The organism is Mesorhizobium sp. B2-4-14 (assembly GCF_006442155.1).
GTDB lineage: Bacteria > Pseudomonadota > Alphaproteobacteria > Rhizobiales > Rhizobiaceae > Mesorhizobium.
In genome coordinates, this window is record NZ_VFVA01000036.1 from 1 (window position 1) to 23,154 (window position 23,154).

Below are 23,154 nucleotides of genomic sequence, written 5' to 3' on the forward strand. Positions count from 1 at the left end.
ATGTCGCCTCAGGGGCCGGCGCTCCGGAAAAACCCGCAGGCCGGCAGATCAGCTGGCTCCTGGCTCAACATTACAAATCATCGACCGCGTCAGGAACCGCTTCTCCCGCCCGTTGTCGAGCGAGAACATTCCGCCGCGACCGGGCACGACGTCGATGATGAGATCGGTGTGTTTCCATGCCTGATACTGTGAGGCGCTGATATAGACCGGCGTGTCGCCGATTTCGCCCAGCCTGACATCATTGTCGCCGATGATGAAATCGCCGCGCGGATAGCACATCGGCGAAGACCCGTCACAGCAGCCGCCGGACTGGTGAAACAGCACCGGGCCGTGATCGGCGATGATCTCGGCAAGCAGCGCCTCGGCCTCCGGCGTGGCGGACACTTTGCCCAGCGACATCTTGTCCACGATCTCGTCCCTGATGTTTGGCGAGAGGGCGCGGCAAGCCGCGCCCTCTGTTCAGTGTATCTCGGAGGCTATCAGAAGAAGCCGAGCTTCTTCGGGCTGTAGCTGACCAGCATGTTCTTGGTCTGCTGATAGTGGTCGAGCATCATCTTGTGCGTCTCGCGGCCGATGCCGGACTGCTTGTAGCCACCGAACGCAGCGTGCGCCGGATAGGCGTGGTAGCAATTGGTCCAGACGCGGCCCGCCTGGATCGCCCGGCCGAAGCGGTAGGCCCGGTTGCCGTCGCGCGTCCAGATGCCGGCGCCGAGGCCGTAGAGCGTGTCGTTGGCGATCGACAGCGCGTTATCGTCGTCCTTGAAGGTCGTCACCGAGACCACCGGCCCAAAGATCTCCTCCTGGAAGATGCGCATCTTGTTGTGGCCCTTGAACACGGTAGGCTTGACGTAATAGCCGCCCGCCAGATCGCCAGGCAGGACATTGCGCGCGCCGCCTGCCAGCACCTCGGCGCCTTCCTGGCGGCCGATGTCGATGTAGGACAGGATCTTTTCCAACTGCTCGGACGAGGCCTGCGCCCCTATCATCGTGGCCGGGTCGAGCGGATCGCCCTGCACGATCGCCTCGACGCGCTTGAGAGCACGCTCCATGAACCTGTCATAGATCGATTCATGGATGAGGGCGCGGCTCGGGCAGGTACAGACCTCGCCCTGGTTCAGCGCGAACATGACGAAGCCCTCGATCGCCTTGTCGAAGAAATCGTCGTCCTCGGCGACGACATCCTTGAAGAAGATGTTGGGCGACTTCCCGCCCAGTTCGAGCGTGACGGGAATGAGGTTCTGGCTGGCATACTGCATGATAAGCCTGCCCGTCGTGGTCTCGCCGGTAAACGCGATCTTGGCAATACGCGGCGAGGACGCGAGCGGCTTGCCGGCCTCGAGGCCGAAGCCGTTGACGATGTTGAGCACGCCCGCCGGCAGCAGGTCGCCGACAAGATCGGCCCAGAGCAAGATGGCGGCTGGCGTCTGCTCGGCAGGCTTCAGCACGACGCAATTGCCGGCCGCAAGCGCGGGGGCAAGCTTCCAGCATGCCATCAGCAGCGGAAAGTTCCACGGGATGATCTGACCAACCACGCCGAGCGGCTCATGGAAGTGGTAGGCAACGGTGTCGTCGTCGATCTGGGAAAGGCTGCCTTCCTGGCCGCGCAGGGCGCCGGCGAAATAGCGGAAATGGTCAATGGCAAGCGGCAGGTCGGCCGCGGTGGTTTCGCGGATCGGCTTGCCGTTATCCCAAGTTTCGGCGCACGCCAGCAGATCGAGGTTCTCCTCCATGCGATCGGCGATGCGGTTGAGGATGAGCGACCGCTCGGCCACGCTGGTGCGCGCCCAGGCGTCCTTGGCCGCGTGCGCCGCGTCGAGGGCGGCCTCAATGTCCTGAGCGTCCGAGCGCGCGACTTCGCATAGCAACTGACCATTTACCGGCGAGAAGTTTTCGAAATAGTGGCCGGAGCGTGGCTCGACCCATTTGCCGCCAATAAAATTGCCATAGCGCCTGTTGAAGGGCGCCTTGACCGAGCGTGAGAATTCAACCTTGTTCACATCTTCCTCCCAAAGCAGACGCCGCGGGATGCGGCGCGTGGAGGACATATGCTTGTGTGTGGGCTGATTGTCAGGCCGCTGAAACCTGGTCTTGCGTGCGAGTGTCGCAGAACTGAGACAGTTGTGTCGGCAAGCTCAGTGCGCGCGCCTCAATTCGAAGCGCTTCAGCTTGCGATGCAGTGTCGCGCGGCTAATTCCGAGCGCCTCGGCGGCTGCTGAAATGTTGCCCGAGGTATGAGCGAGGGCTCTCTGAAGAGCAGCGCGCTCGGCCCGGTCGAGGCTGCCTTCCATTCCTTCGGCGCCACTCAACACGTCCATTGCGGCCAAGCTTCGTGCCAGCGATTCCTGGGAAATGCCCAATGCGATCCGCGCCGAGCGCGTCGCTCCCACAACGAGATCGTCGGAATCGATCGCGATCAACCCGCCCAGCCCACTATTCGCTTCCGGAAGGAGAAGCACGCGAGCCCGCGGGAATGCTCGACGGAAGTTCTCAGCCTCGATGCGCCGCGCGGCGTCCGCGACGGCGATCGAGATCAGGTTCGTGAATGCCTCGGTGAGATCGGCGCGACAGGACGAAATGTCGAGCGCCGCTGCCAAATTGCCTTCGTGATCGTAGACCGGTGCTGTCGTGCAGCTCAGTAACGTGTTGCGCGCATAGAAATGCTGATCGCGATGGATCGTCAGCGCACGACGCTCGGCTAGGCAGGTTCCGATGCCATTGGTGCCTTCGCTCTCCTCGCTCCAGATCGAGCCTAGCCAAAGCCCCCAACTCTTGAAGGTCTCATCGTCGCAATCAGCGCCGCGGCGATCCACCGGCACCCCATCGCGGTCGGCCAGCAGCACGCAGCAGCCAACCCCGCCCACCGCAAGATAGAGCCTGTCGAGGCTGGACTGCGCCGCCATCTGCAGCGGTTCGACGTTCTGCTTGGCCTTTCTGAACTCGGCATCCGTCAGACGCTTGGGCGATTTGCGCTCGCCCGGATCGAGCCGATGCAGCTTCGATGATCGCTGCCACGATGCGACCAATGCCGATTTCGCCGCCGCGTCGGAATTGACTGCTGTCTGGACGCGGTCTTCATGATGGCCGGCTGATTGCCCGTTCACGCCGTTCTCCCGCCTTCGCAACTTTCCCTTTTGCCTGTCCGGTTGGCCTTGCTCACGATATGCCTTGAGTGTTTCCCAAGTCCGCCATCGACCTGTCAATTCGTCGAAGGGACTAGTTTGTACCATACGGCATCCAGGCGGAATTTGATCCGGCGCAAATCATTGCTGGCTGCACGGGGACAAGTTGTCGGCGCGATCTCGACTAGATTTGACTGTACGATGCCGTGCAGAACCATGCGGAGTAGTGCGGGAGGAGTTTTGAAAACGGCCCACGAAAAACTCAATTAAATCAAAAGTTTGAACACGTCCTCCGGGCCCACCATTATCGTTATTTATCAATGGCTTACGGGATAGTTCGCCAAAGTCGATTCAAGAAGCCGGTCCGCCACTCGCCGATCGCCTTTATCTTCTAGCGAATGGCGGCTTTGCGCGCCTCATATCGCCCGTTGCGGTAAGCTCTGGTGTTTCCTAAAAAAGACCATTGCTAATTGCTTCGGGGAGGCCAACCCTGGTCGGTTCGCTTCATTAGGCTGCGCGGCTGAAGCGATTGATCCTGAAATCGTCGATCGGTATCTCGCAACGGTCGGTCACGATCAGTTGGGCCATGGCGTCACCAACGCCGGGGCCGAGCTGGAAGCCGTGTCCGCTGAAGCCGAAAGCGTGAAACAACCCTGGCGTCGTTGCCGAGCGTCCCATGACCGGCAGCATGTCCCGCACATAGCCTTCGCATCCGGACCAGGTGCGGATGACTGCAACCCGCGTGATTGCCGGCAGCAGCCGCGCGACAGCACGCAACTGCACCGGAAGTCGCATCGGATCGGCGGCCGCATGGCCAGGATCGAGGTCCACCGGCACCCTTTCGGCCGCGCCGCCGAAGACGATGTTGCCCCGCTCGACCTGGCGCAGATAGGCGCCATGGTCCTTGTCGCGCGTCCAGATGCCCACCACCGGCAAGATCCGATGCGGCAGCGGCTCGGTCACGCCCATCTGCGGGCCACGGGCGTCGAGCGGCACCTCCTCACCGAACTGCGCGGCGATGCGCGCGCCCCATGCGCCGGCGGTATTGAGCAGGCATTCGGCGTCGAATGTGCCCTTTCCAGTGGCGACAAGGAAGCCGGAATCCGTATGCTTGATCGTCTGGACTTCAGCTCCCTCAACAATTTCCGCGCCCAGCTTGCGCGCGGCTTCGGCGAAGGCCGGCGCGATCAGCCGCGGATTGCCGCTGCCGTCGCGGGGCGAGAACGAGGCCGCGATCGCGTCGGGACCGAGGCCGGGAAATCGGGCGCGAATCTCACTCTGTCCAAGTTCTTCCAGTTCAAGCCCCCAGGGCCGCGCGGCTTGAGCATAGGCGCGCATGTCGGCGAGACCGCCTTCATCGAAGATCAGCCGGACATGGCCGGTGGCGCGGAATTCCACGTCGCGGCCGAGCATTTTCTCGGCCTCGCCCCACAGACTGAGCGAGCGGTGGGCCAGCGGAAGCTGGGACAGATGGCGCCCGGTGCGCCGGATATTGCCGAAGGAAGCGACGGTTGCCCCCGTGCCGATCCGATTGCGCTCGATCAACGTCACGCGCGCGCCGCGCCCGGCAAGAAAATAGGCCGAAGCCGTCCCCATCAATCCGCCGCCTAGCACGATCACATCCATAGTCGTTTCTCAGAGCATGATTCCGAAAGTGGGAACCGGTTTCGGAAAAGATCTGCTCCAACGAAGAGCTAAATCAGGATGACGATTCAGCCAAACTTCATCCTGATTTAGCCCAGAGCGGATATCCTTGAACATGCCGATCTTGTCCGCCCGGCGGCATTGCGTCAAAGATGGGTTTGGACAAGAGCCATAAGTTTTACCTATGGAGTGGCAATGCGGGCGCGGCAGCTCGAAGTGTTTATCTCAGTCATGCGGGCGGGCACCGTGACCGCTGCGGCGCGGATGCTGAACATCTCCCAGCCTGCGCTCAGCCAAATCTTGCTCCACACTGAGGACGAGCTCGGCTTCACGCTGTTCGAGCGCGTCAAGGGCCGGCTGCGGCCGACCCCGGAGGCGCTCGAGATATTCGCCGATGCCGAAAGGCTGTCGGCGGGACTGGAGGGTTTGCGCCGCAAGACCACCGACCTGCGTCTCGGTCGGACCGGCTTGGTGAGGGTCGCGGCCTCGCCGCCGCCGGCGATGGCGATATTGCCGCGCGCATTTACCAAATTCCGGGCGCAGCATCCCGATATTCTGCTGCGCTCCCATATGGCGCCGATCGCCGCGATCGTCGACATGCTGCGCGCCGGCGATGCCAGCCTCGGCGTGGCCATGGACGACCGCCTGCCTCCCGACATCGAGGCCGAAGTGATCGGAAGCGTAGGCTTCGCTTGCCTGCTGCCCGCCGGGCATGCGTTGACCAGGAAAACCGAGCTGATACTCGCTGATCTCGTCGGAGAGGAGTTGATATCCTATCGCGGAAATACCCGTCCCGCTGACGAACTGGCCCACGCCGGCCGCGCGCAGGGCGTCACGCTCTCGCCATCGCTCGAGATCGACGTCTCCATTTCCGCGGTCGGCTTCGTCCAGGCCGGTCTCGGCATCGCCTTGGTCGACGCGCTGCTGCCATGGCACCAGTTTGCCGGGCTTGCCGTCAGGCCGCTGGTCGAAGGGCCGGAATTTCCGATCGCGTTGCTCACCTCGCGCACACGGGGGCTGTCGCGGGCCGACGAGATGATGCGCGACGAAATCCGTGCGGCCTGTTCGGTCATCCTCGGCGAACATCGTGCCAATGCATAAGCAAGGCTTATATCTTTGCTCGTCATCCATCTTGGACCCTGACCGTCCGCTCGTGCCAGTCTTGGTCGGCGGACAGGAAGGGACGCATCATGGACGGTACGATCGCGGCGAATGAGGCGCTGAAAGAGGCTGACTGGAAGGTCGGCGTCGACATTGGCGGAACATTCATCGATTTCTGCGCGCTCGAAGTAAACTCCGGACGCGTCGCTTCGCTGAAGGTGCTGACGACGCCAGAGGATCCCGGCGCCGAACTGATGACGGGTCTTGCCCTTCTGGCCGAGCGCGAAGGCTTCGATCCAGTCCGCATGACGCGCTTCGTACACGGCACGACCGTCGGCATCAACACGATCATCCAGCGCAGGGGCGCGCCGCTCGCGCTGTTCACCAATGCCGGCTTCGAGGATGTCATCGAACTGGCGCGGCTTCGCATGCCGGACATGTATTCACTGTTCTGCTCGCGGCCGGATCCGCTGATCTCGCGTGACATGGTCTTCGGCATTCCAGCTCGCATGCGCGCCGACGGGAGCGAGACCAGAGCGCCGGACATGGCGGCGGTGGAAAGCGCGGTCACTGCGGCGAAATTGAACGGCGCGCAAGGGATCATCATCTCCTTCCTTCATGCTTGGCGCAATGCTGCGCAGGAAGCTGCCGTCAAGGCGGCGATCACGCGCCTTGCGCCCGACCTGTTCGTCTTCACCTCCGCCGAGGTCTGGCCTGTCATCCGCGAATACGAGCGCAGCTCGACCGCCATTCTCAATGGCTATGTCCATCCGCGCGTCTCGGGCTATCTGACGGCGCTGGAAGAGCGGCTGAAGAGCCGCGGTGTACCGGCGCGCCCGATGCTGACGAAGTCGAACGGCGGGCTGATGAACGCTGCGGAAGGCAAGCGCGCCTGCGTGAACATGCTCTTGTCGGGGACGGCCTCAGGAGTGATCGGCGCCTCGTGGCTGGCGCGCCAGGCTGGCGAGGACAAGGTTCTTACCCTGGACATCGGCGGGACCTCGGCCGACTTCGCGCTCATCATCGGCGGCAAGGCGCAATTCGGCACCGGCGAGCTGATCGGCGAATTCCCGCTCCATATCCCCTCCGTGTCGGTGAGCTCGATCGGCATCGGCGGCGGCTCTATCGCCGGTGTCGACGCCCAGGGTGTACTGCGCGTCGGGCCGGAATCGGCTGGATCGACACCTGGGCCGGCATGCTATGGCCGGGGCGGCGAGCGGGCGACAGTGACGGACGCCATGGTGGTGTGCGGTTGGCTCGGTCACAGCGAGATGGCCTATGGACAGCTTCGCATCGATCCCCGGCTGGCGTATCGCACGGTCGGTGACCTTGCCGCCCGGCTCGGCCGCCCGGTGGAGCAGACCGCGCAGGCGATCCTGGACATCGCGGTGTCGGAAATGTTCGTCGAGGTCGAGAAACTCGCCTCGCGCGCCGGCGTGGACCTGCGCGAATTCACGCTCATGCCGTTCGGCGGCGGCGGCCCGATGCTCGGCGCCTTCCTTGCCCGCGAACTTGGTATGAAACGCGTCATGGCGCCGCGCCGCCCCGGCGTGGTGTCGGCCCTGGGTGGGCTGGTGGCGGATCTGCGCGGAGATTTCATCCGGACCGTCTTCAGCCCGTTATCGGACGCGTCGCTGCCGGCAATTCGCGAGGCCTTCGACGCGCTTGCGGGCGAGGGCCGTCATTGGCTCGCAGCGCAGGGGCATAATGCGGCCGCGGAACTCAATCTCTTCTGCGACATGCGCTATGTCGGGCAGAGCTATGAGATCGAAGTCGTCCTTTCGCCGCAATGGCTGGCGGATGGCGATATGGCCGCCATCGCGCAGGCTTTTCACCTCACCCATCAGCAGCTCTACGATTTTCACGATCCGGACGGCGACATTGAGCTTGTGAACATCCGGCTGTCCGCCATAGGCGCGGGGCCGAAACTTTCCTTCCCGCAAACCGATGCGGTCGACGCCCCGGCCAATCCGGCACGACGGCTCGCGGTCTATACGGGCCTCGGCGTCGAGACCGTCGACCTTCACGACCGGCAGACCCTCGTGCCTGGCAGCACGTTCCATGGGCCTGCCGTGGTCGTTCAGGAAGATACAACGTTTGCAATCCCCGCGGGAGCGCAGGCACGGGTCGACCGCCATCTCAACCTTCTGCTGACCTTCCCGGAGTGACGCCATGTTTGACCGCACAAACCTGCAGGTTCTGGCGAACCATGCCCGCGCGGCGGCCGAAAACATGGCCCACACGCTCCACCGCACCGCGCACTCCGCCTTCGTCAAGGAGACGCAGGACTTCACGGTGATGCTGATGGACACCACGGGCGCGACCTTCGCTGTGCCGATGGAACTCGGTGCCACCTGGTATCCGGGGCTTTCGTACCACCGCGCGATCGCGATGGTCAGCGACTACCGGCCGGGAGATGTTGCCTTCACCAACGATCCCTATTCCGGCCACGTCGCCACGCATGCGCCCGATACGCATCTGTGGAAGCCGGTCTTCGTCGACGGGGAGATCGTCGCCTGGACCGGCGGACACATCCACAACACCGACATGGGCGGGGCGGTGCCGGCCTCGCTCAGCCGGGCGCTGACCGAAATCCACCAGGAAGGCATCCGCTTTCCGCCCATGAAGCTGGTGAAGGAGGGCGTCTTCGACGAAACCATCCTGCGCATCATGAGCACCAATGTGCGCAAGCCCGACCTCAACATCGGCGACATCAAGGCGCTGGTCGGCGCACTCAACACCGGCGAGCGCAAGATCCAGGCGATGGTGAAGAAGTTCAGCAGGGCCGGCTTCGTCGAAGGCGTCGCCGCGCTTCTCGATCACGCGGAGGCGCAGGCGCGTGACGTGCTCCGCTCCATGCCCGACGGCACATGGGAGTTCGCCGACTATGCCGACGAGGATTCGGTCGAAGCCAATCCTTGCCGGCTGAAGCTGACGCTGACGATCAGGGGCGACGAGGCGGTGCTCGACTTCACCGGCTCCGATCCGCAGCTCGGCTCCTCGCTCAACGTGCCCTCGGGTGGCGACCCGCGCCACACCATGCTGCTGGTAGGCGTCTACTATGTGCTCTACACGCTGAACCCGAAGATCCTGCTCAACACGGGTCTCACCCGGCCGTTTACTTGCATCACGCCCCTGGGTTCGGTGCTCAATCCGGTCCATCCCGCCGCCGTCGGCATGCGCTCGCTTACCTGCGCCCGGCTACGCTCGGTTATCTTCGGCGCTTTCTCGCAGGTCGTGCCAGAGCGGCTGCCCGCAGCACCTGCCGGCAACAACTGCATCGTCAACGTCATGACCACGAATGAGCGCACCAGCCGGACCGTTATCGCGGCGGTGAACCCCGTGGTGGGTGGCGGCGGCGCGATGCCGCATCGCGATGGGACCAACGGATCGGGCGCGGATGCCGCCTATCTCAAGAACACGCCGATCGAGATCACCGAAACCGAAACCCCGGTCGAATTCGTGAAATACGGGCTCGCCAGGGACAGCGGCGGTGCGGGCCACTGGCGCGGCGGCCTGGCGACCGAAATGGCCTTCCGCGTCTTCGCCCCCGACTCCAGGATTACAGCACGCAACCGCGACCGCAGCGTTTTCCGTCCCTGGGGCGTACTGGGCGGCAGGGCGGCCGGCCTGTCGGACATGATCGTCAATCCCGGGACTGAGCACGAGCGGCGGCTGGGCAATATCGACACGGCGGTCCTGCAGCCAGGGGACATGCTCGAGATACGCTCCGCTGGGGGCGGTGGGCGTGGCGATCCGTATCAGCGCGAGCCGTGGCAGGTGGCGCAGGACGTGCGGCGCGGCTATGTCTCGGCGGCAGCGGCCGAGCGCGATTACGGCGTCGTCCTGCGCGGCGGCGAGGTCGACGAGCAGGCGACGACGCAGCAGCGCGCACGGCACGGGCCCCCTGCCGGCCATTTCCATTTCGGTCCGGAGCGCGACGGCTACGAAGCACAGTGGACGCCGGCCTCCTATGATCGGCTCCACGCTCTGTTGGATGCCTTGCCGATCCATTGGCGTTTCTTCGCCAAGACAGAAATCTTCCGGCGCATGAAGGGACGCGCCGGGCCGGAGGGCGTTCAGGCGGCCTTCGATGCGGTCTGCGAACGCTTCCCCGAACTGCCGCGTCCTCGCCCGGTGCGAGAGGCCGCGGAATGATCACGCCCGGCCGCATCGTCCGGCTGGCGGAGCGCGACCGGGCAGAGGTGCATTTCCTTCTCGCCGGTGAGATGCGCGGCACGCTCGCGGGCGACACCGTGCTGACCGCCATGCTGGCATCAGGACACGCCTTGCGGAATTCCGAGTTCGGATCGGAGCCGCGCGCCGGTTTCTGCCTGATGGGCGCCTGCCAGGACTGCTGGGTTTGGCAAGAGGAGGGACCGCGTCTGCGCGCGTGCACAACCCTGATTGCCGAGGGCATGCGGCTGCGCACGACGCCGCCGGAGAACTGGCCGTGAGCGATCTTGCCTCGCCGCGGATCGTGATCGTGGGTGCAGGCCCCGCGGGTATAAGGGCTGCGGCGACGCTGGTTGATGCTGGCCTCCATCCGATCGTGATCGACGAGGGGCAGCGCGCGGGCGGGCAGATCTATCGTCGCCCGCCTGCCGGGTTTACCCGCCCCCCGCAGCAGCTCTACGGGTCGGAGGCGCAGAAGGCGCGCGCGCTGCATTCGCTCTTCGATCAGCTGTCCGCAGAGGGGCGGCTTACCCATTGCGCGGGAAACTCGGTCATTGCCGTGCACGAGGGTCGTCTGCATGTTCTGGGGGAGAGCGGCGTCCAGGTGATTTTCTATGACCGTCTGATCCTTGCCACTGGCGCATCCGACCGCGTCGCTCCCGTCCCCGGCTGGCAGAGCGCCGGCGTCTACAGCCTCGGCGCGGCGCAGATCGCGCTGAAGGCACAGGGCGTGGCACTCGGGCGACGGATCGTCCTGATGGGATCCGGGCCTTTGCTGACCCTGGTTGGCGCCCAACTCGTCAAGGCCGGCGCCCATGTGCCGGCGGTGCTCGACACCTCTCCCTGGCGCCAGCAACTACGAGGGCTGTGGGAGCTTGCCGCTCGGCCAGTCGTCGCGTTGCGCGGCTTGGTTATGCGGGCGCGGCTTGGTGGCCGTTATCATGCGGGCGTGACGCTCGAACGGATCGAGACCGACGGGTCGGGCGTGGCGGCGGTGCGCTGGCGCGACGCTGGCGGAAGGCAGCGCGCAACTTCATGCGACATGGTGGGCATTGGCTGGCATTTGCGGGCCGAGACGCATCTCGCCGACCTGGCAGGATGCGCCTTCACCTATGACGAACAGTGGCGGCAATGGCTGCCAAAGATCGATGGGATGGGTCGGGCCGGCAATGGGGTCTATCTAGCCGGCGATGGGGTCCGTCTCCTCGGGGCGGACGGCGCGGAGATTGCTGGGTGCCTTGCCGCGGCCGCGTGCCTTGCCGATCTCGGACGTCCGGCGCCGTCCGCCAAGGCCGATCTGCACAAGCTTGCGCGGCTCGAGCGCTTTGCCCGCGGTCTGGCTTGCGCGTTTCCCTGGCCGTCCGAGATGGTGCGGGCACTGCCCGAGGACGCGATCGTCTGCCGCTGCGAGAATGTGAGCGCGGGCGCCGTGCGCGAGAGCGCGGATGCCGGCGGCGGCGAGGCCAACAGGGTGAAATCGCTTTCGCGCGTCGGAATGGGGCGCTGCCAGGGGCGTTACTGCCAACTGGCCGCCGTCGAACTCGTCGCGGCGAAGGCCGGTTGCAAGCCCGACGCCGTCGGCCGGTTTCGCGGGCAGGCGCCTGTCCGACCAGCGCCGATCGGCGCCTTTCTTCGGGAAAGCTGATGCGATTGCTAAAGCCACGGCTTTGGGGACGGGCATGAATCGCCTCTCAGAAGTCGGCGACCTTGCCCCAGGCCGAAGCGTCGAAGCGGCGCGGATCGTAGGGTGTCGCATCGACGGTCGGTTCCGACCCGGCCACCAGATCGGCGACGAGGTGTCCAGCGCCAGGCCCGATGCCGAAGCCGTGCCCCGAAAATCCGGCAGCCAGGAAGAAACCCGGAAGGGTAGGGATCTCGCCGATGGCGGGCACGCCGTCCGGCGTGCTGTCGATGTAACCGGCCCAGGCCGCGCTGATCGTCGTCTTGCGCAGCGCCGGCAGCAACTCAAGCGCACGGGCATGGGTCAGGCGGATGGTCGCCTGGTCCGGCGCCGGATCGAGAATGCGCATGCGCTCCATCGGCGTCGGTTGGTCGAGCCGCCAAAGCTGAAGCGTTTCGTGCCCAGAACGCACACCCTGCAGGCCGCCGGGCGCGAGGCTGCGCCACCGCTTCAGGAACATCGGCACGAACTGCGAGGAGAAGCGCAGTTGCTGCGGCGTGACATCCACGCGTCCGCGACCGCTTATGGCGAGCGTATAGCCGCCGTTGCCGCGACGTGTAACCGAGATCCGTGCCGTGTGCAGCGCATCCGGAAGGCCCTCCGCCCCGGGCGACACGGACAGGATGGAGGAGCGGACCGAGGCCTGCGGGAAGCGGAAGCCGAACTGATGGCAAAAGGAGGAGGCCCAGGCGCCGCCGGCCAGGACCGCCACCTTCGTGCGGATCGTCCCTTTTTCGGTGACCACGGCGCTCAGGCGTCCGCCCTCGGTCTCGATGCCGCGTGCGGCGCAATTCTGGTGCACTGTGCCTGCGAGCTTCAGGATGGCACGAGCGACCGCGGGCGCGGCTTGCGACGGATCGGCGGTGCCGTCGGTCGGCGAGAAGACGCCGCCCTTCCACGTCCGGCCTGTGGCGCCGCCCCGCCCGCTGGCCTCGGCGCCGTCGAGCATGTGCGTCGTGACGCCAGCCGTTCTGGCAAAGTCGCGCCAGCGCGCCCACCCGGCCAGTTCCGCCTTGTCATTGCTGAGGTAGAGCAGGCCGCAGCGGCGAAAGCCGGTGTCCTCCCCGGTGTTTGCCGCAAAACGCTCCCACAGATCGAGGCTTCGTGTCGCCATCGGCAGTTCGCGGGCGTCGCGATTCTGCTGGCGGCACCATCCCCAGTTCCGGGAGGACTGCTCGGCGCCGATGCGCCCCTTTTCGATGAGCGCAACCTTCATGCCGCGCCCCGCCAGGTAATAAGCCGCAAAGACGCCAACAATACCGCCGCCGATTACCACCGCGTCCGCGGATTGCGGCAGTTCGCCGGATGTCTCGATTTGCTGCAGCGGCGCGCGCATGATCCTCTCTCATTTGACGTTCCAATCTATCGCGTTGCGCAGGCAGCCGCTGCTGCAGTTGAAGGCGAAGCAGAATTTTATTCCGACGAGCCCGTGGAAATCGGAAGTCCCTGCGTTTCAAAGCAGTGTTCGTTCGGATGGACAGGCATACGGGCTGTGGTAGTGTCGATGGTTGTTGGCACGGCAGCATTTTGTGCTGTGGCTTGCGTTGTTCGGAGACGGCCATGAAACTGGATCGGATCGACATCAAGATTCTGCACGAACTGCAGAAGAACGGCCGCGTCACCAATGTAGAGCTGGCCGAGTTGGTGCATCTGTCGCCGAGCCCGTGCCTCATGCGGGTCAAGAAACTCCAGTCGGAAGGCTATATCGAAGGCTATTCCGCGCAGATCAATATCGGCAAACTCGGCCAGATGCTGACCGTGTTCACTGAGGTCACCCTGAGGAACCATCGCCAGGTGGACTTCGCCCGCTTTCTCGCCGTGGTGGAGAAGATCGACCAGGTCATCGAATGCCATCTCGTCTCGGGCGGCTACGACTACCTGATTAAATTCGTGACCGCCGGCATCGGCGAGTACCAGACGATCATGGAGCGGCTGACCGATATGGATATCGGTATCGACAAGTATTTCAGCTTCGTGGTGCTGAAGTCTCCCATCGTCAAGGCGCACATGCCGCTGCCCAGCCTGTTTCCGATGTAGTCAGCGGCTGCCGTGCCGCACTGCATTGGTCGCCTCGCTACAAGATGTCAGTCCGCAAATCGGGTGCAGTGCTTTCAATTCGGCTTGCATCTCGGCGATCATCCAGGCGCGGATGTCAGAAACGATCGGTCGTACCGGCCGTGAGCGCGGTGCAATCAGCTGGTGGATCCGGCCCGTGTTGATCTGCCGGTCCGAAGCTGGGACAAGGGTTCCCTGAAGCAACGCCCTTGAGACGTTGCTGAGCCAGCCGAGCGCCACGCCTTCCCCATTCATCGCGGCCTGAAGCACGACCGCGTAGTCCGAGAATTCGAGCCACTTTGCCCTGCTGGTCGTGCGGTTGGCCACGTTGCCCCAGGCGTCCAGCCACTGCTCCTTGGCGTCCGTGAGATGCAGCAGGACATGGCCCTCACCAGTCCCGGCATGCATCAACAGACCGTGGGCTGACAAATAGGATGGGCTGCATACCGGAACAATGATTTCCGGCGAGAACGCCCAGCGGTGATAGTGGGTGTCGTCGTCCGACAGGATCCTCGTGGCAAGGTCGACATTCTCGGCGGGGCCTCTCAGAACGCCCGCGATCAGTTCGAACCTCAGGTCCACATCAGGAAACCTCGTGTTGAAAGCTCCTAACCTGGGAAGGAACCAATATGTTGCCAGAGAACTCGAAAGGGAGAGAGTAACCACCGGCTTTGCGGCACCGCTCTGCTTCATTCTCCGGATCACCTCCTCGATGCCGTCAAATCCCTCCCGCACGGCCGAATAGAGCGCACGCCCTTCTGCGGTCGGGGCCAATCCCGCTGGACTGCGCGTGAAAAGCGCGACCCCAAAATCGGCCTCGAGCTGGGCGATGCTGCGGCTGACCGATGGTTGCGTGACATTGAATTCGCGCGCGGCGGCGGTGAAACTGCCGGAGCGGACAGCAGCTTCGAAAACGAGCAATCCGCGCGCGGAAGGGATGAGTTTTGCGAAACCGGCCATACGCCCACCGTATAGCCACCCTAACAATTTTCAAGCTTTCTCCGGCCTCACAAATGACGGACTATAACCTTCATGAATGGGAGGGGGCACGACGTGAACACAGCGGCATCTCCAGCAGCCGGCACATCCGACGATCCTTTGCTTCAACCGTTTCGGCTCAAGGGTCTGACGCTGCGCAACCGTGTCGTCAGCACCAGTCACGCCTCAATGCTGGATGATGGCGGCCTGCCACTCGAGCGCTATCAGCGCTACCATGAGGAAAAGGCGCGCGGCGGCCTGGCGATGACCATGGCGGGCGGCTCGGCCATGACCTCGCCCGACTCCAGTTGGGGCGGCGGTCAGCTGGACCTTTCGACCGATCGCATCGTCCCTCATCTCCAGTTAATGTCGCAGCGAATCCATCGGCATGGCGCCGCCGTCATGTGCCAGGTCTCACATCTTGGGCGGCGCGCCACCGCCTATGCCGGGAACTGGCTCGCGCCGGTGGCACCGTCACGCATTCGCGAGCCGCGAAACCGCAACTTCCCGAAGGAGATGGACGGCGCCGACATCGACAGGATCATCGAGGATTACGCCAGCGCCGCCAAGCGCTGCCGCGACGGAGGTCTGGATGGCATCGAAACCGTTACCGGCGGCCATCTGATCGGACAATTCCTGTCGCGCAGAACCAATAAGCGCACGGACGCCTACGGCGGCTCGCTGGAAAACCGTGCCCGCTTCGGCTTGATCGTTCACGAGACGATCCGCCGCGCAGTCGGCGACGACTTCGCCGTGGGTATCCGCTTCGTAATCGACGAGGCGGCCGAAGACGGACCGGATTTCGAGGAATGCCTTGATTTCGCTCGGCTATTCGAGCGGGAAGGCCACATCGACTTCTTCAACTGCATCTTCGGCCGCATGGACACCGAATTATCTTTGGCCGAGCAGAACATGCCCGGCATGTTTAGCCCGAGCGCCCCGTTTTTGCCTCAGGTCGGCAGGTTCAAGCGGGAAACCAAACTGCCCGTCATCCACGCTGCAGCAATCCGGGATGTAGCCACGGCTCGACATGCCATCCGCGAAAACCTTGTCGACCTGGTTGGCATGACCCGAGCGCATATTGCCGACCCCCATATCGTCAACAAGGTGATGCGCGGAGAAGAAGAACGCATCCGCCCGTGTGTCGGCGCATCCTATTGCCTGTACAAGAAGGTGCAGTGCATCCACAACCCGGCCAGCGGCCATGAGACGATCATCAACCACATCATCGACCGTGCAGAAACGCCGAAACGGGTGGTCGTGGTCGGCGGTGGCCCGGGTGGGATGGAAGCGGCACGGGTCGCCGCCGAGCGCGGACACAAAGTGACCCTGCTTGAAGCCGGAGCACGGCTTGGCGGACAGGTGCTCGTCGCCGCCTCCGCCTCCGAGCGCAAGGATCTCATCGGCATAGTCGACTGGCGTACCGGCGAACTCGCTCGCCTTGGTGTGGAAGTTCGTCTCAACACCTATGCGGACGCAGAAGTGGTCCTCGCCGATAAACCGGACGCGGTCATCATCGCCACCGGCGGCGTTCCCGACATGGAGTGGCTGGAGGGCGCCGAACATTGCCACAGCGTCTGGGACGTTTTGACCGGGGTGGTGCCGGCGAAGGACGATGTGCTCATCTACGATGAGACCGGACGCCAGGCCGCAATTTCCTGTGCTCTGCATCTTGCCCGTCTGGGGCGCTTGGTCAGCCTGGCGATAGCGGACGACACCCTGGCGATCGAGACGCCTTATCCGGACAGGGTGAGTTTTCGCAAACGCGCCGCGGAACGCGGCATCCGCGTCATCAGCGACGTGCGCCTGGTCAAGGCAGCACGCCAGGGCAACGGAATCGCCGCCACGTTCCGGCACGAACTCACCGGTGCGGAAACGGAAGTGCCCGCAGCCCAACTCATTGTCGAGCGCGGCACCGCGCCCATGGAGGATACCTACCAGGAATTGCGTGCGCGCTCGGCCAACAACGGCGTCACCGATATAGCACTCATGACCGGAGCGGGGACAAAGGAAGCTGATAATGCCCAAGCCGCTGGATCGTTTGTCTTGCACCGCATTGGTGACGCGGTTGCCAGCCGGGACATCTACTCGTCGATCTACGAGGCCTACCGGCTCTGCTCGCAATTATAGCGTCGGGAGAGTTCCGCGGCACGGATGACGGCGGAGCCTGACGGCGGCTCCCAACACCTCTATTCCTGGGCAGTTCATGGAACTCGATCGAATTGACATCGAGCTTCATGAGCGGCTCACCACATGGATATCGGCATTGACAGGTGTTTCAGCTTCCCGGTGCTGAGGTCTCCCACCGTCACGGCGCATATGCCGCTGCCCCGCCTCTTTCCCTTGTAGTCAGCGATGGCCGTACTGGCTGACCAACTCGGGGTCTCGGACGAGGCCATCGAGCCATGTCGGATCGAGCTTCGGCACTGAGGAGAACAGAAGCTTCGAATAAGGGTGGGTGGGCGCCTTCAATTTGTCGGGCGTAATCTGCTCCACCCGCTCGCCATTGTACATGACCATGATCTCGTCGCAGATCGCTTCGACGACCGAGAGGTCGTGGCTGATGAAAATGTAGGAAAGCCCCAACTCGCGCTGCAGTTCCTTCAGCAGTTCGATCACGGCGGCCGCCACTACCGTGTCGAGCGCCGAGGTGATTTCGTCGCAGATGATGAGCTTGGGCCCGGCCGCCAGGGCGCGCGCGAAGTTCACCCGCTGCTTCTGGCCGCCCGAGAGCTCCGACGGGCGACGGTAGCGCAGCGCCCGCGGCAGGCGGACCATGTCAAGCAGTTCGTCGACGCGCTTCGAGCGCGCCTGCCGGTCGAGCCGGTGGTAGAAGGCCAGCGGACGGGAGATGATGTCTTCGATCGGCTTGGCTGGATTGAGCGCGGTGTCGGCATACTGGAACACGATCTGCATCTCGCGCAGCTGGTCCTGGCTGCGTTTGCCTGCGGCACGCTCCAGTTGCTTGCCGTCGAAGATGATGTCGCCGGCCGCGGCCGGATGAATGCCCGCGATAACGCGCGCGAGCGTCGATTTTCCGCAGCCGGATTCGCCGATGACGCCGAGGTTGCGTCCTTTCTCGACGACCAGGCTGACGGTATCGACGGCCCGGATAAGTGGCAGTCCGTCATCTCGCAGCGCGCCATAGCCGGCAGTCACATTGTCGATGCGCAGCAACGGCTTCGCGCCGGCATCTGCGTCCGCATGCGCTTGCCGCGGCTTCGGTTCGAAGGCAGCAAGCAGTTCGCGCGTGTAGGCGTGCTGGGCAGCCGAAAGAATCTGAACCGTGCTGCCGGTCTCCTGCACTTCGCCGCCCTTCAGCACGACGATGTGGTCGGCGATCTGGGCGACGACGGCGAGATCGTGGGAAACATAGACCCCAGCTATCCCACCCGCCCGCATGACCGACTTGAATGCCTTCAGCACGTCGATCTGCGTCGTCACGTCGAGTGCCGTCGTCGGCTCGTCGAAGATAACCAGCTTGGGATCGCCGATAAGGGCCATGGCCGCCGACAGCCGCTGCAATTGCCCACCTGAAACCTGGTGCGGATAACGGGCGCCGATCCCTTCCGGATCCGGCAGCGACAAGGCCCTGAACAGCTCGACAGCCCGCTTTCGCGCCTTCTGGGGGGGCATCAGCCTGTGGATGCGCGTAACCTCGATCACCTGCTCCATGATGGTCGACGAGGGATTAAACGAGGCTGCGGCACTTTGCGGAACATAGGCAATGTCGGTGCCTCGCAACCTGGCGCGCTGCTTTTCGGAAAGTGCGGCCATGTTCTTGCCGTTCACATTGATCTCGCCACCGGTGATCCGGCAGCCCGGTCGCGCGTGCCCCATGAGCGAGAGCGCCACCGTTGTCTTGCCGGAGCCGCTCTCGCCGATCAGGGCGACGATCTCGCCGTCGGCGATATCGAGACTGACCCCCTTGATGATTTCGACGACCCGTCCGGCGTCGGTCGTCGCCTCGATCCTCAGGTTCCGGACCTCGACGAGATTGGTCATGCGTCCCTGTCCCTGATCTTCTGCGGCAGGTTGTCGATCAGCAGGTTGACGCTGATGGTGAGGCTGGCGATCGCCAGCGAAGGCACGATGACTGCCGGCGCCGCGAAGGGCAGGCCGCCGATGTTCTCGCGCACCAGCGCGCCCCAGTCGGCGAGCGGCGGCTGCAGGCCGAGCCCCAGGAACGAGAGGCCGGAGAGCAGGAGCACGATGAAGACGAAGCGCAGGCCGAAGTCGGCGAGCACCGGGCGGATGATATTGGGCAGGATCTCCGACCCGATGAGATAGACGATGCTCTCGCCACGGACGCGAGCGACGGTCATGAAATCCATGGTGTTGATGTTGACGGCGAGCGCCCGCGCGAAGCGGTAGGCGCCTGGTATATAGATGACGGCCAGCGTCAGGATCAGCGCCTGGATCGACGAGCCGACCGCGGCAACGACCACAAGGCCGAACAGTTTGCTGGGAATGGAATTCAAGGCGTCAAGGAAGCGGCTGAGGCAGGTGTCGAGCCAGCCGCCGGTGACGGCCGCGATCATCCCCAGCACGACGCCCGAGAAGCAGGCGATGGCGACGGCGGCGAGCGATATGCCGACGGTGTAGCGCGCGCCCATAAGCACCCGCGAGAGCATGTCGCGCCCCAGATAGTCCGAGCCGAGCCATAACCCCTGACGCATCGGGCCGAAATAATCGTCGTCGACGATGTCTCCAATCGAATGAGGAATGATGTAGGGCGCGAGGATCGCGACGAGCGTCCAAGCCAGGATGACCAAAGCGGCCACGATGCCCACGAGGCTGTAGCTGTGGCCCAGGAAGGACCGACGGGAGGTTGTGGCGCGCGCAACCGTCATCTGAGCCTCGGGTTGGACATGATGGCGACGACATCGGCGGCGGTGATGAGGAAGAGATAGCCGAGGCAGAAGATCATCGCGCAGCTCTGGATCAGCGGCAGGTCGCGGGTGGCGACGGCATCGACCATCAGCTTGGCGATGCCGGGATAGTTGAAGATTGTCTCGACGATGATGACGCCGCCGACCAGGTAGGACAGCGACAGCGCAACCGCGTTGACGATCGGCCCGAGCGCGTTGGGAAGCGCGTGCTTGAGCACCATGCGGCCGCGTGAGGCGCCTTTGAGCAGCGCCATCTCGACATAAGGCGCGGAGAGCGTTTCGAGTACCGCGGCGCGGGTCATGCGGATCATCTGGGCGGAGATGACGAAGGTCAGCGTAATCACGGGCATTGCATAGATGCGCACGAGGTCGGTCAGAGTATGCGCCTCATTGACCGAGGACAGCGCCGGCAGCCATTTAAGATAAACGGCGAAGAGCAGGACGGCGAGGGTCGCGACCATGAATTCCGGCACGGAGATGACGCCGATCGAAAGGACGGTGACGGTGCGGTCGTAAAGGGAGCCGCGCAGCATGGCGGCGGTGATACCCAACGTCAGCGCCAGGGGCACCGAGAGCAGGGTGGTGATGCCGGCAAGCTCCATGGTGTTGACGAAGCGACCGCCGATCAGCGCCGCGACCGGCATCTGGTTGGCATAGGAGGTGCCGAGGTCGCCGTGGAGCAGGCCGAGAAGCCAGCGTAGGAAGCGAAGGATCGCCGGATCGTTGAGATGCATGGCCTCGCGCAGGCCGGCGACGGCTTCGGGAGTCGCCGCCTGGCCAAGCAGGATCGACGCGGTGTCGCCAGGCAGCATGCTGGTGGCGAAAAACACGGCGAACAGGACGATCAGAAGCGTGACGGCCGCAATCCCCAGCCGCTTCAGCACGAGGTTGAGAACCCCAGACGTCATGGAAGCGCTCCCTGCGGTTGTTCGGCCAAGCAATCTTGCGCAATGAAATGCCGGGGGCTGGCTGACTGGCCCCCGGCTGGCTTCCCTCAGGCTTCGAGCCAGAGATATTCCGCCATTGCGTAGCCCATCATGCCACCGAGCGGGTTCGCCTCCAAACCCTTCACCTTGCTGGAGAGGGCATCCACGTTGGAAATGTAGGCCGGGATGATGGTGCCGGCCTCCTCGGAGACCATAGCCTGCATCTGGCCATAGATCTCCTTGCGCTTGGCCTGGTCGAGCAGGCCGCGCGCCTCGATGAGCATCTTGTCGAACTTCTCGGACTTGTATTGGCTTTCGTTCCACGGCGCGTTGGATGCGTAGAGGAGCGAGAACAGGATGTCCGGCGTCGGGCGCGGATTGATGTTGCCGAAATGGATTGGCGCCTTGAGCCAGTAATTGTCCCAGTAGCCGTCGGCCGGGACGCGCTGGACGTCGAGCTTCATACCGATATCCGCGCCGGCGGCCTGGATGATCACAGCCATGTCGATCGACGAGGTGGCGGCGTCGGAAGCGACCACCGGGATGGACTGGCCGAGCAGGCCTGCCTTCTGGAAGTGGAACTTCGCCTTGTCCGGGTCGAAAGCCTTCGGCTTGACGTCGGCGTTGTGGAAGACATTGGCCGGCGAGACGGGCTGGTCGTTGCCGATTTCACCGAGGCCACGCAACGCCGATTTGACGATCTGCTCGCGGTTGACGAGATATTTCATGCCGGCCACGAAGTCGGCCTTGTTGCCGGGGTCCATATCGAGCCGAATGTTGAGATCCGTGTAGTTGCCCGAGGTCGTCTTCGACACTTCGAAGCCCTGCTGGCCGCTGATGAGCTTCATCGCGCGCGGATTGATCGAGGCGGCGAAGCTGATGTCGCCGGACAAGAGCGCGTTGACGCGGGCGCTGTCGTCACTGATGGCGATGAATTCGAACGAATCCAGGTAGGGCTTGCCCGATTTCCAGTAGTTCTTGTTCTTGGTGACCACCGAACGCACGCCAGGTTCGAACGTTTGCAGCACGAACGCGCCGGTGCCATTGCCCTTGGAGAAGTCCGTGGTGCCGTCTGCGACGATCATGAAATGGTGCAGCGCCAGGATGGTCGGCAGGTCGGCATTCGGGTCGGCGAGCGTGATTTCCACGGTCGACTTGTCGACCGCCTTGAAGCCGGTCATCTGCGCCGCGATCTTGGCGACCTTGGAACCGACCGACTTGTCGAGATGGCGCTTCAGCGAGAAGACGACGTCGTCGGCGGTGAGGTCCTTGCCGTCGTGGAAGGTGACGCCCTTGCGCAGCTTCACGGTCCAGGTCTTGGCGTCCTTGCTGTCGAATCTTTCGGCCAGCTCCATCTGCGTGACGCCATCCTTGTCGAGGAAAGTCAGTCGGTTGTAGAGCGAGCAGCAGCGGACATAGTCGGTGGAGAGCGACGCCTTTGCCGGATCGAGCGTATCGGCGGTCGAGGACGACCAGCCGGCGGCTTTGAAATTTCCGCCGGAGACCGGCGTGGCGGCTACGGCCTGGGTGGCGCGGCCGAGCACAAGGCTGCCCGCGGCAACCGCGGCGCCACCGGCCAACAGCATCTTGAGAAGTTCGCGGCGGCTTGCGCCCCGCCGAATGGCATTTTCGACCATGGCATTGTCTGCGCTGGTCCAGTTCGTGATCTTGTCGGTCATGTTCATTCCCCTTTCTGTTTGTTTGGTCAGGATGCTCGTCTTGCTGCGGCTTTCCGAGCTTTGGCTCAGGTTCGTTCCTTCAGGCTTTCCCGAACGGCCGCTGCAAGGGAGGCCATCGAGGTGAAGTGGTGGTCTGGTACGGTGAAGCGCTCGGGCTCGATCGTGCCGCCATAGCCCTTCTGGGCGTGCCGGCGCTCGATCCAGCAATTGGTCATGCCGAGCGCCCGGGAGATGCCGATGTCGTGATACTGGCTTTGCGCCACATGCAGGATGTCGTCCCTGCTGTCGCCGCGAGAGGCCACGAAATCGAAGACCGTCTGGAAGAAAGCAGGGTCGGGTTTTTCCGTGCCGGTGTCGTCGGCCGTGAAGGTGGCGAAGAAGGGTGATCCGAGCTGCTTTTCGAAATGATCGAGCGCCCAGCGCCGGGCATTGGTCATGGCAATCAGCTTGTGTGACTTCGCAAGCTCGGCCAATGCCGCCGCGCTGTCGGGGAAACCTCGCCAGGCACTGGCGGAGTCCCGCAGCCGGACGCCATATTTCTCCTCGGCCGGCAGGCCGAGCTGTGGCGCGATAACCATGTAGACACGCACGAGATCGTCGGGAAACAGGCCCGCATCGGGCATGTAGCGAGCCTGCCGGTACAGAGCCAGCGCGGCTTCGCCATCGATGGCAACGCCGGCCTCGGCGGCAATCCCGGCCATGCAGGTCGTAATGCCGCCTTCGAAGTCGATCAGCGTGCCGACAACGTCGAAGGTCATATATTTGAATTCGCTGAAGCCCCTGGCCAAGACTGGCTCTCCTCTGCGCGCGGCCGAATTAATCGTGCTGAACAGAACAAAATTCCGTGCTGTCCGGGGCGTCGGCCTTTTCAAAGGCCCGGAAATTCGGGTCTTCTGGCCTTGT

Annotated in this window: 18 protein-coding genes and 1 pseudogene; 8 read left to right on the forward strand and 11 right to left on the reverse strand. The window is 63.8% G+C overall.

Features of this window, described 5'->3' with window-relative positions:
- Window positions 1-48: 48 nt before the first annotated feature.
- From FJ938_RS24220 to FJ938_RS24235, 4 genes are all read right to left on the reverse strand, one after another.
- Window positions 49-399: a DUF779 domain-containing protein gene (locus tag FJ938_RS24220; RefSeq protein WP_140698283.1), complete on the reverse strand. Its 351-nt coding sequence runs from the start codon at window positions 397-399 to the stop codon at window positions 49-51.
- Between the two features lie 80 nt (window positions 400-479).
- Window positions 480-1,997, reverse strand: coding sequence for an aldehyde dehydrogenase (adh, locus tag FJ938_RS24225; RefSeq protein ID WP_140698173.1), 1,518 nt, complete (start codon window positions 1,995-1,997; stop codon window positions 480-482).
- A gap of 135 nt (window positions 1,998-2,132) precedes the next feature.
- Window positions 2,133-3,101: a helix-turn-helix domain-containing protein gene (locus FJ938_RS24230; RefSeq protein ID WP_140698175.1), complete on the reverse strand. Its 969-nt coding sequence runs from the start codon at window positions 3,099-3,101 to the stop codon at window positions 2,133-2,135.
- A gap of 525 nt (window positions 3,102-3,626) precedes the next feature.
- Window positions 3,627-4,745: an FAD-binding oxidoreductase gene (locus FJ938_RS24235; protein WP_140698176.1), complete on the reverse strand. Its 1,119-nt coding sequence runs from the start codon at window positions 4,743-4,745 to the stop codon at window positions 3,627-3,629.
- A gap of 213 nt (window positions 4,746-4,958) precedes the next feature.
- Here FJ938_RS24235 and FJ938_RS24240 point away from each other — a divergent pair, with 213 nt between their 5' ends.
- From FJ938_RS24240 to FJ938_RS24260, 5 genes are all read left to right on the forward strand, one after another.
- Window positions 4,959-5,864: a LysR family transcriptional regulator gene (locus tag FJ938_RS24240; protein ID WP_140698178.1), complete on the forward strand. Its 906-nt coding sequence runs from the start codon at window positions 4,959-4,961 to the stop codon at window positions 5,862-5,864.
- An 89-nt stretch (window positions 5,865-5,953) separates the two neighbouring features.
- The gene (locus tag FJ938_RS24245) at window positions 5,954-8,032 is read left to right on the forward strand and encodes a hydantoinase/oxoprolinase family protein (protein WP_140698180.1); all 2,079 of its coding nucleotides are present in this window, start codon (window positions 5,954-5,956) and stop codon (window positions 8,030-8,032) included.
- A 4-nt stretch (window positions 8,033-8,036) separates the two neighbouring features.
- Window positions 8,037-10,022 (forward strand): hydantoinase B/oxoprolinase family protein, encoded by a 1,986-nt coding sequence (locus FJ938_RS24250; RefSeq protein ID WP_140698182.1) that lies wholly within the window; start codon window positions 8,037-8,039, stop codon window positions 10,020-10,022.
- Window positions 10,019-10,321, forward strand: a complete 303-nt coding sequence (locus FJ938_RS24255) for a (2Fe-2S)-binding protein (RefSeq protein ID WP_140698185.1) — start codon at window positions 10,019-10,021, stop codon at window positions 10,319-10,321. The genes FJ938_RS24250 and FJ938_RS24255 overlap by 4 nt, the downstream gene beginning before the upstream one ends.
- A complete protein-coding gene (locus FJ938_RS24260) occupies window positions 10,318-11,685 on the forward strand; it encodes an FAD/NAD(P)-binding oxidoreductase (RefSeq protein WP_140698187.1) in 1,368 nt (455 codons plus the stop codon). Before FJ938_RS24255 ends, FJ938_RS24260 begins: the two co-directional genes overlap by 4 nt.
- Before the next feature lie 46 nt (window positions 11,686-11,731).
- On the opposite strand, the gene FJ938_RS24265 is transcribed toward FJ938_RS24260, so the two are convergent.
- Window positions 11,732-13,057 carry an FAD-binding oxidoreductase gene (locus FJ938_RS24265; RefSeq protein WP_140698190.1) on the reverse strand — a complete coding sequence of 442 codons (1,326 nt, stop codon included), beginning with the start codon at window positions 13,055-13,057 and terminating at the stop codon, window positions 11,732-11,734.
- Between the two features lie 224 nt (window positions 13,058-13,281).
- On the opposite strand from FJ938_RS24265, the gene FJ938_RS24270 reads away from it, so the two are divergent.
- Window positions 13,282-13,758, forward strand: coding sequence for an Lrp/AsnC family transcriptional regulator (locus tag FJ938_RS24270; protein WP_140610868.1), 477 nt, complete (start codon window positions 13,282-13,284; stop codon window positions 13,756-13,758).
- On the opposite strand, the gene FJ938_RS24275 is transcribed toward FJ938_RS24270, so the two are convergent.
- Window positions 13,759-14,736, reverse strand: coding sequence for a LysR substrate-binding domain-containing protein (locus FJ938_RS24275; RefSeq protein WP_140698192.1), 978 nt, complete (start codon window positions 14,734-14,736; stop codon window positions 13,759-13,761).
- 72 nt (window positions 14,737-14,808) lie between these two features.
- Here FJ938_RS24275 and FJ938_RS24280 point away from each other — a divergent pair, with 72 nt between their 5' ends.
- Both FJ938_RS24280 and FJ938_RS30105 read left to right on the forward strand, forming a co-directional pair.
- Window positions 14,809-16,884 carry an NADH:flavin oxidoreductase gene (locus FJ938_RS24280; protein ID WP_140698195.1) on the forward strand — a complete coding sequence of 692 codons (2,076 nt, stop codon included), beginning with the start codon at window positions 14,809-14,811 and terminating at the stop codon, window positions 16,882-16,884.
- A gap of 123 nt (window positions 16,885-17,007) precedes the next feature.
- A pseudogene (locus tag FJ938_RS30105) lies at window positions 17,008-17,103 on the forward strand (Lrp/AsnC family transcriptional regulator); the annotation flags it as partial.
- Here the strand turns inward: FJ938_RS30105 and FJ938_RS24290 are convergent.
- The 5 genes from FJ938_RS24290 to FJ938_RS24310 form a co-directional block, all read right to left on the reverse strand.
- Window positions 17,104-18,759: an ABC transporter ATP-binding protein gene (locus FJ938_RS24290; RefSeq protein WP_140698198.1), complete on the reverse strand. Its 1,656-nt coding sequence runs from the start codon at window positions 18,757-18,759 to the stop codon at window positions 17,104-17,106. It lies immediately after the preceding pseudogene.
- Entirely contained in the window at window positions 18,756-19,607 is an 852-nt protein-coding gene (locus tag FJ938_RS24295; protein ID WP_140698201.1) for an ABC transporter permease, read from the reverse strand. Before FJ938_RS24295 ends, FJ938_RS24290 begins: the two co-directional genes overlap by 4 nt.
- A complete protein-coding gene (locus tag FJ938_RS24300; RefSeq protein WP_140698204.1) occupies window positions 19,604-20,554 on the reverse strand; it encodes an ABC transporter permease in 951 nt (316 codons plus the stop codon). Before FJ938_RS24300 ends, FJ938_RS24295 begins: the two co-directional genes overlap by 4 nt.
- 86 nt (window positions 20,555-20,640) lie before the next feature.
- Window positions 20,641-22,251 (reverse strand): ABC transporter substrate-binding protein, encoded by a 1,611-nt coding sequence (locus FJ938_RS24305; protein ID WP_140698207.1) that lies wholly within the window; start codon window positions 22,249-22,251, stop codon window positions 20,641-20,643.
- Between the two features lie 65 nt (window positions 22,252-22,316).
- Window positions 22,317-23,039, reverse strand: coding sequence for an HAD-IA family hydrolase (locus FJ938_RS24310; protein WP_140698210.1), 723 nt, complete (start codon window positions 23,037-23,039; stop codon window positions 22,317-22,319).
- Window positions 23,040-23,154 lie beyond the last annotated feature (115 nt).

Bases quoted from the DNA above. Each gene is read 5' to 3' on its own strand.
- FJ938_RS24220 (WP_140698283.1), bottom strand. From the start codon at position 399: ATGTCGCTGGGCAAAGTGTCCGCCACGCCGGAGGCCGAGGCGCTGCTT.
- FJ938_RS24235 (WP_140698176.1), bottom strand. From the start codon at position 4,745: ATGGATGTGATCGTGCTAGGCGGCGGATTGATGGGGACGGCTTCGGCC.
- FJ938_RS24240 (WP_140698178.1), top strand. From the start codon at position 4,959: ATGCGGGCGCGGCAGCTCGAAGTGTTTATCTCAGTCATGCGGGCGGGC.
- FJ938_RS24245 (WP_140698180.1), top strand. From the start codon at position 5,954: ATGGACGGTACGATCGCGGCGAATGAGGCGCTGAAAGAGGCTGACTGG.
- FJ938_RS24250 (WP_140698182.1), top strand. From the start codon at position 8,037: ATGTTTGACCGCACAAACCTGCAGGTTCTGGCGAACCATGCCCGCGCG.
- FJ938_RS24255 (WP_140698185.1), top strand. From the start codon at position 10,019: ATGATCACGCCCGGCCGCATCGTCCGGCTGGCGGAGCGCGACCGGGCA.
- FJ938_RS24265 (WP_140698190.1), bottom strand. From the start codon at position 13,057: ATGCGCGCGCCGCTGCAGCAAATCGAGACATCCGGCGAACTGCCGCAA.
- FJ938_RS24270 (WP_140610868.1), top strand. From the start codon at position 13,282: ATGAAACTGGATCGGATCGACATCAAGATTCTGCACGAACTGCAGAAG.
- FJ938_RS24275 (WP_140698192.1), bottom strand. From the start codon at position 14,736: ATGGCCGGTTTCGCAAAACTCATCCCTTCCGCGCGCGGATTGCTCGTT.
- FJ938_RS24280 (WP_140698195.1), top strand. From the start codon at position 14,809: ATGAATGGGAGGGGGCACGACGTGAACACAGCGGCATCTCCAGCAGCC.
- FJ938_RS24290 (WP_140698198.1), bottom strand. From the start codon at position 18,759: ATGACCAATCTCGTCGAGGTCCGGAACCTGAGGATCGAGGCGACGACC.
- FJ938_RS24295 (WP_140698201.1), bottom strand. From the start codon at position 19,607: ATGACGGTTGCGCGCGCCACAACCTCCCGTCGGTCCTTCCTGGGCCAC.
- FJ938_RS24300 (WP_140698204.1), bottom strand. From the start codon at position 20,554: ATGACGTCTGGGGTTCTCAACCTCGTGCTGAAGCGGCTGGGGATTGCG.
- FJ938_RS24305 (WP_140698207.1), bottom strand. From the start codon at position 22,251: ATGACCGACAAGATCACGAACTGGACCAGCGCAGACAATGCCATGGTC.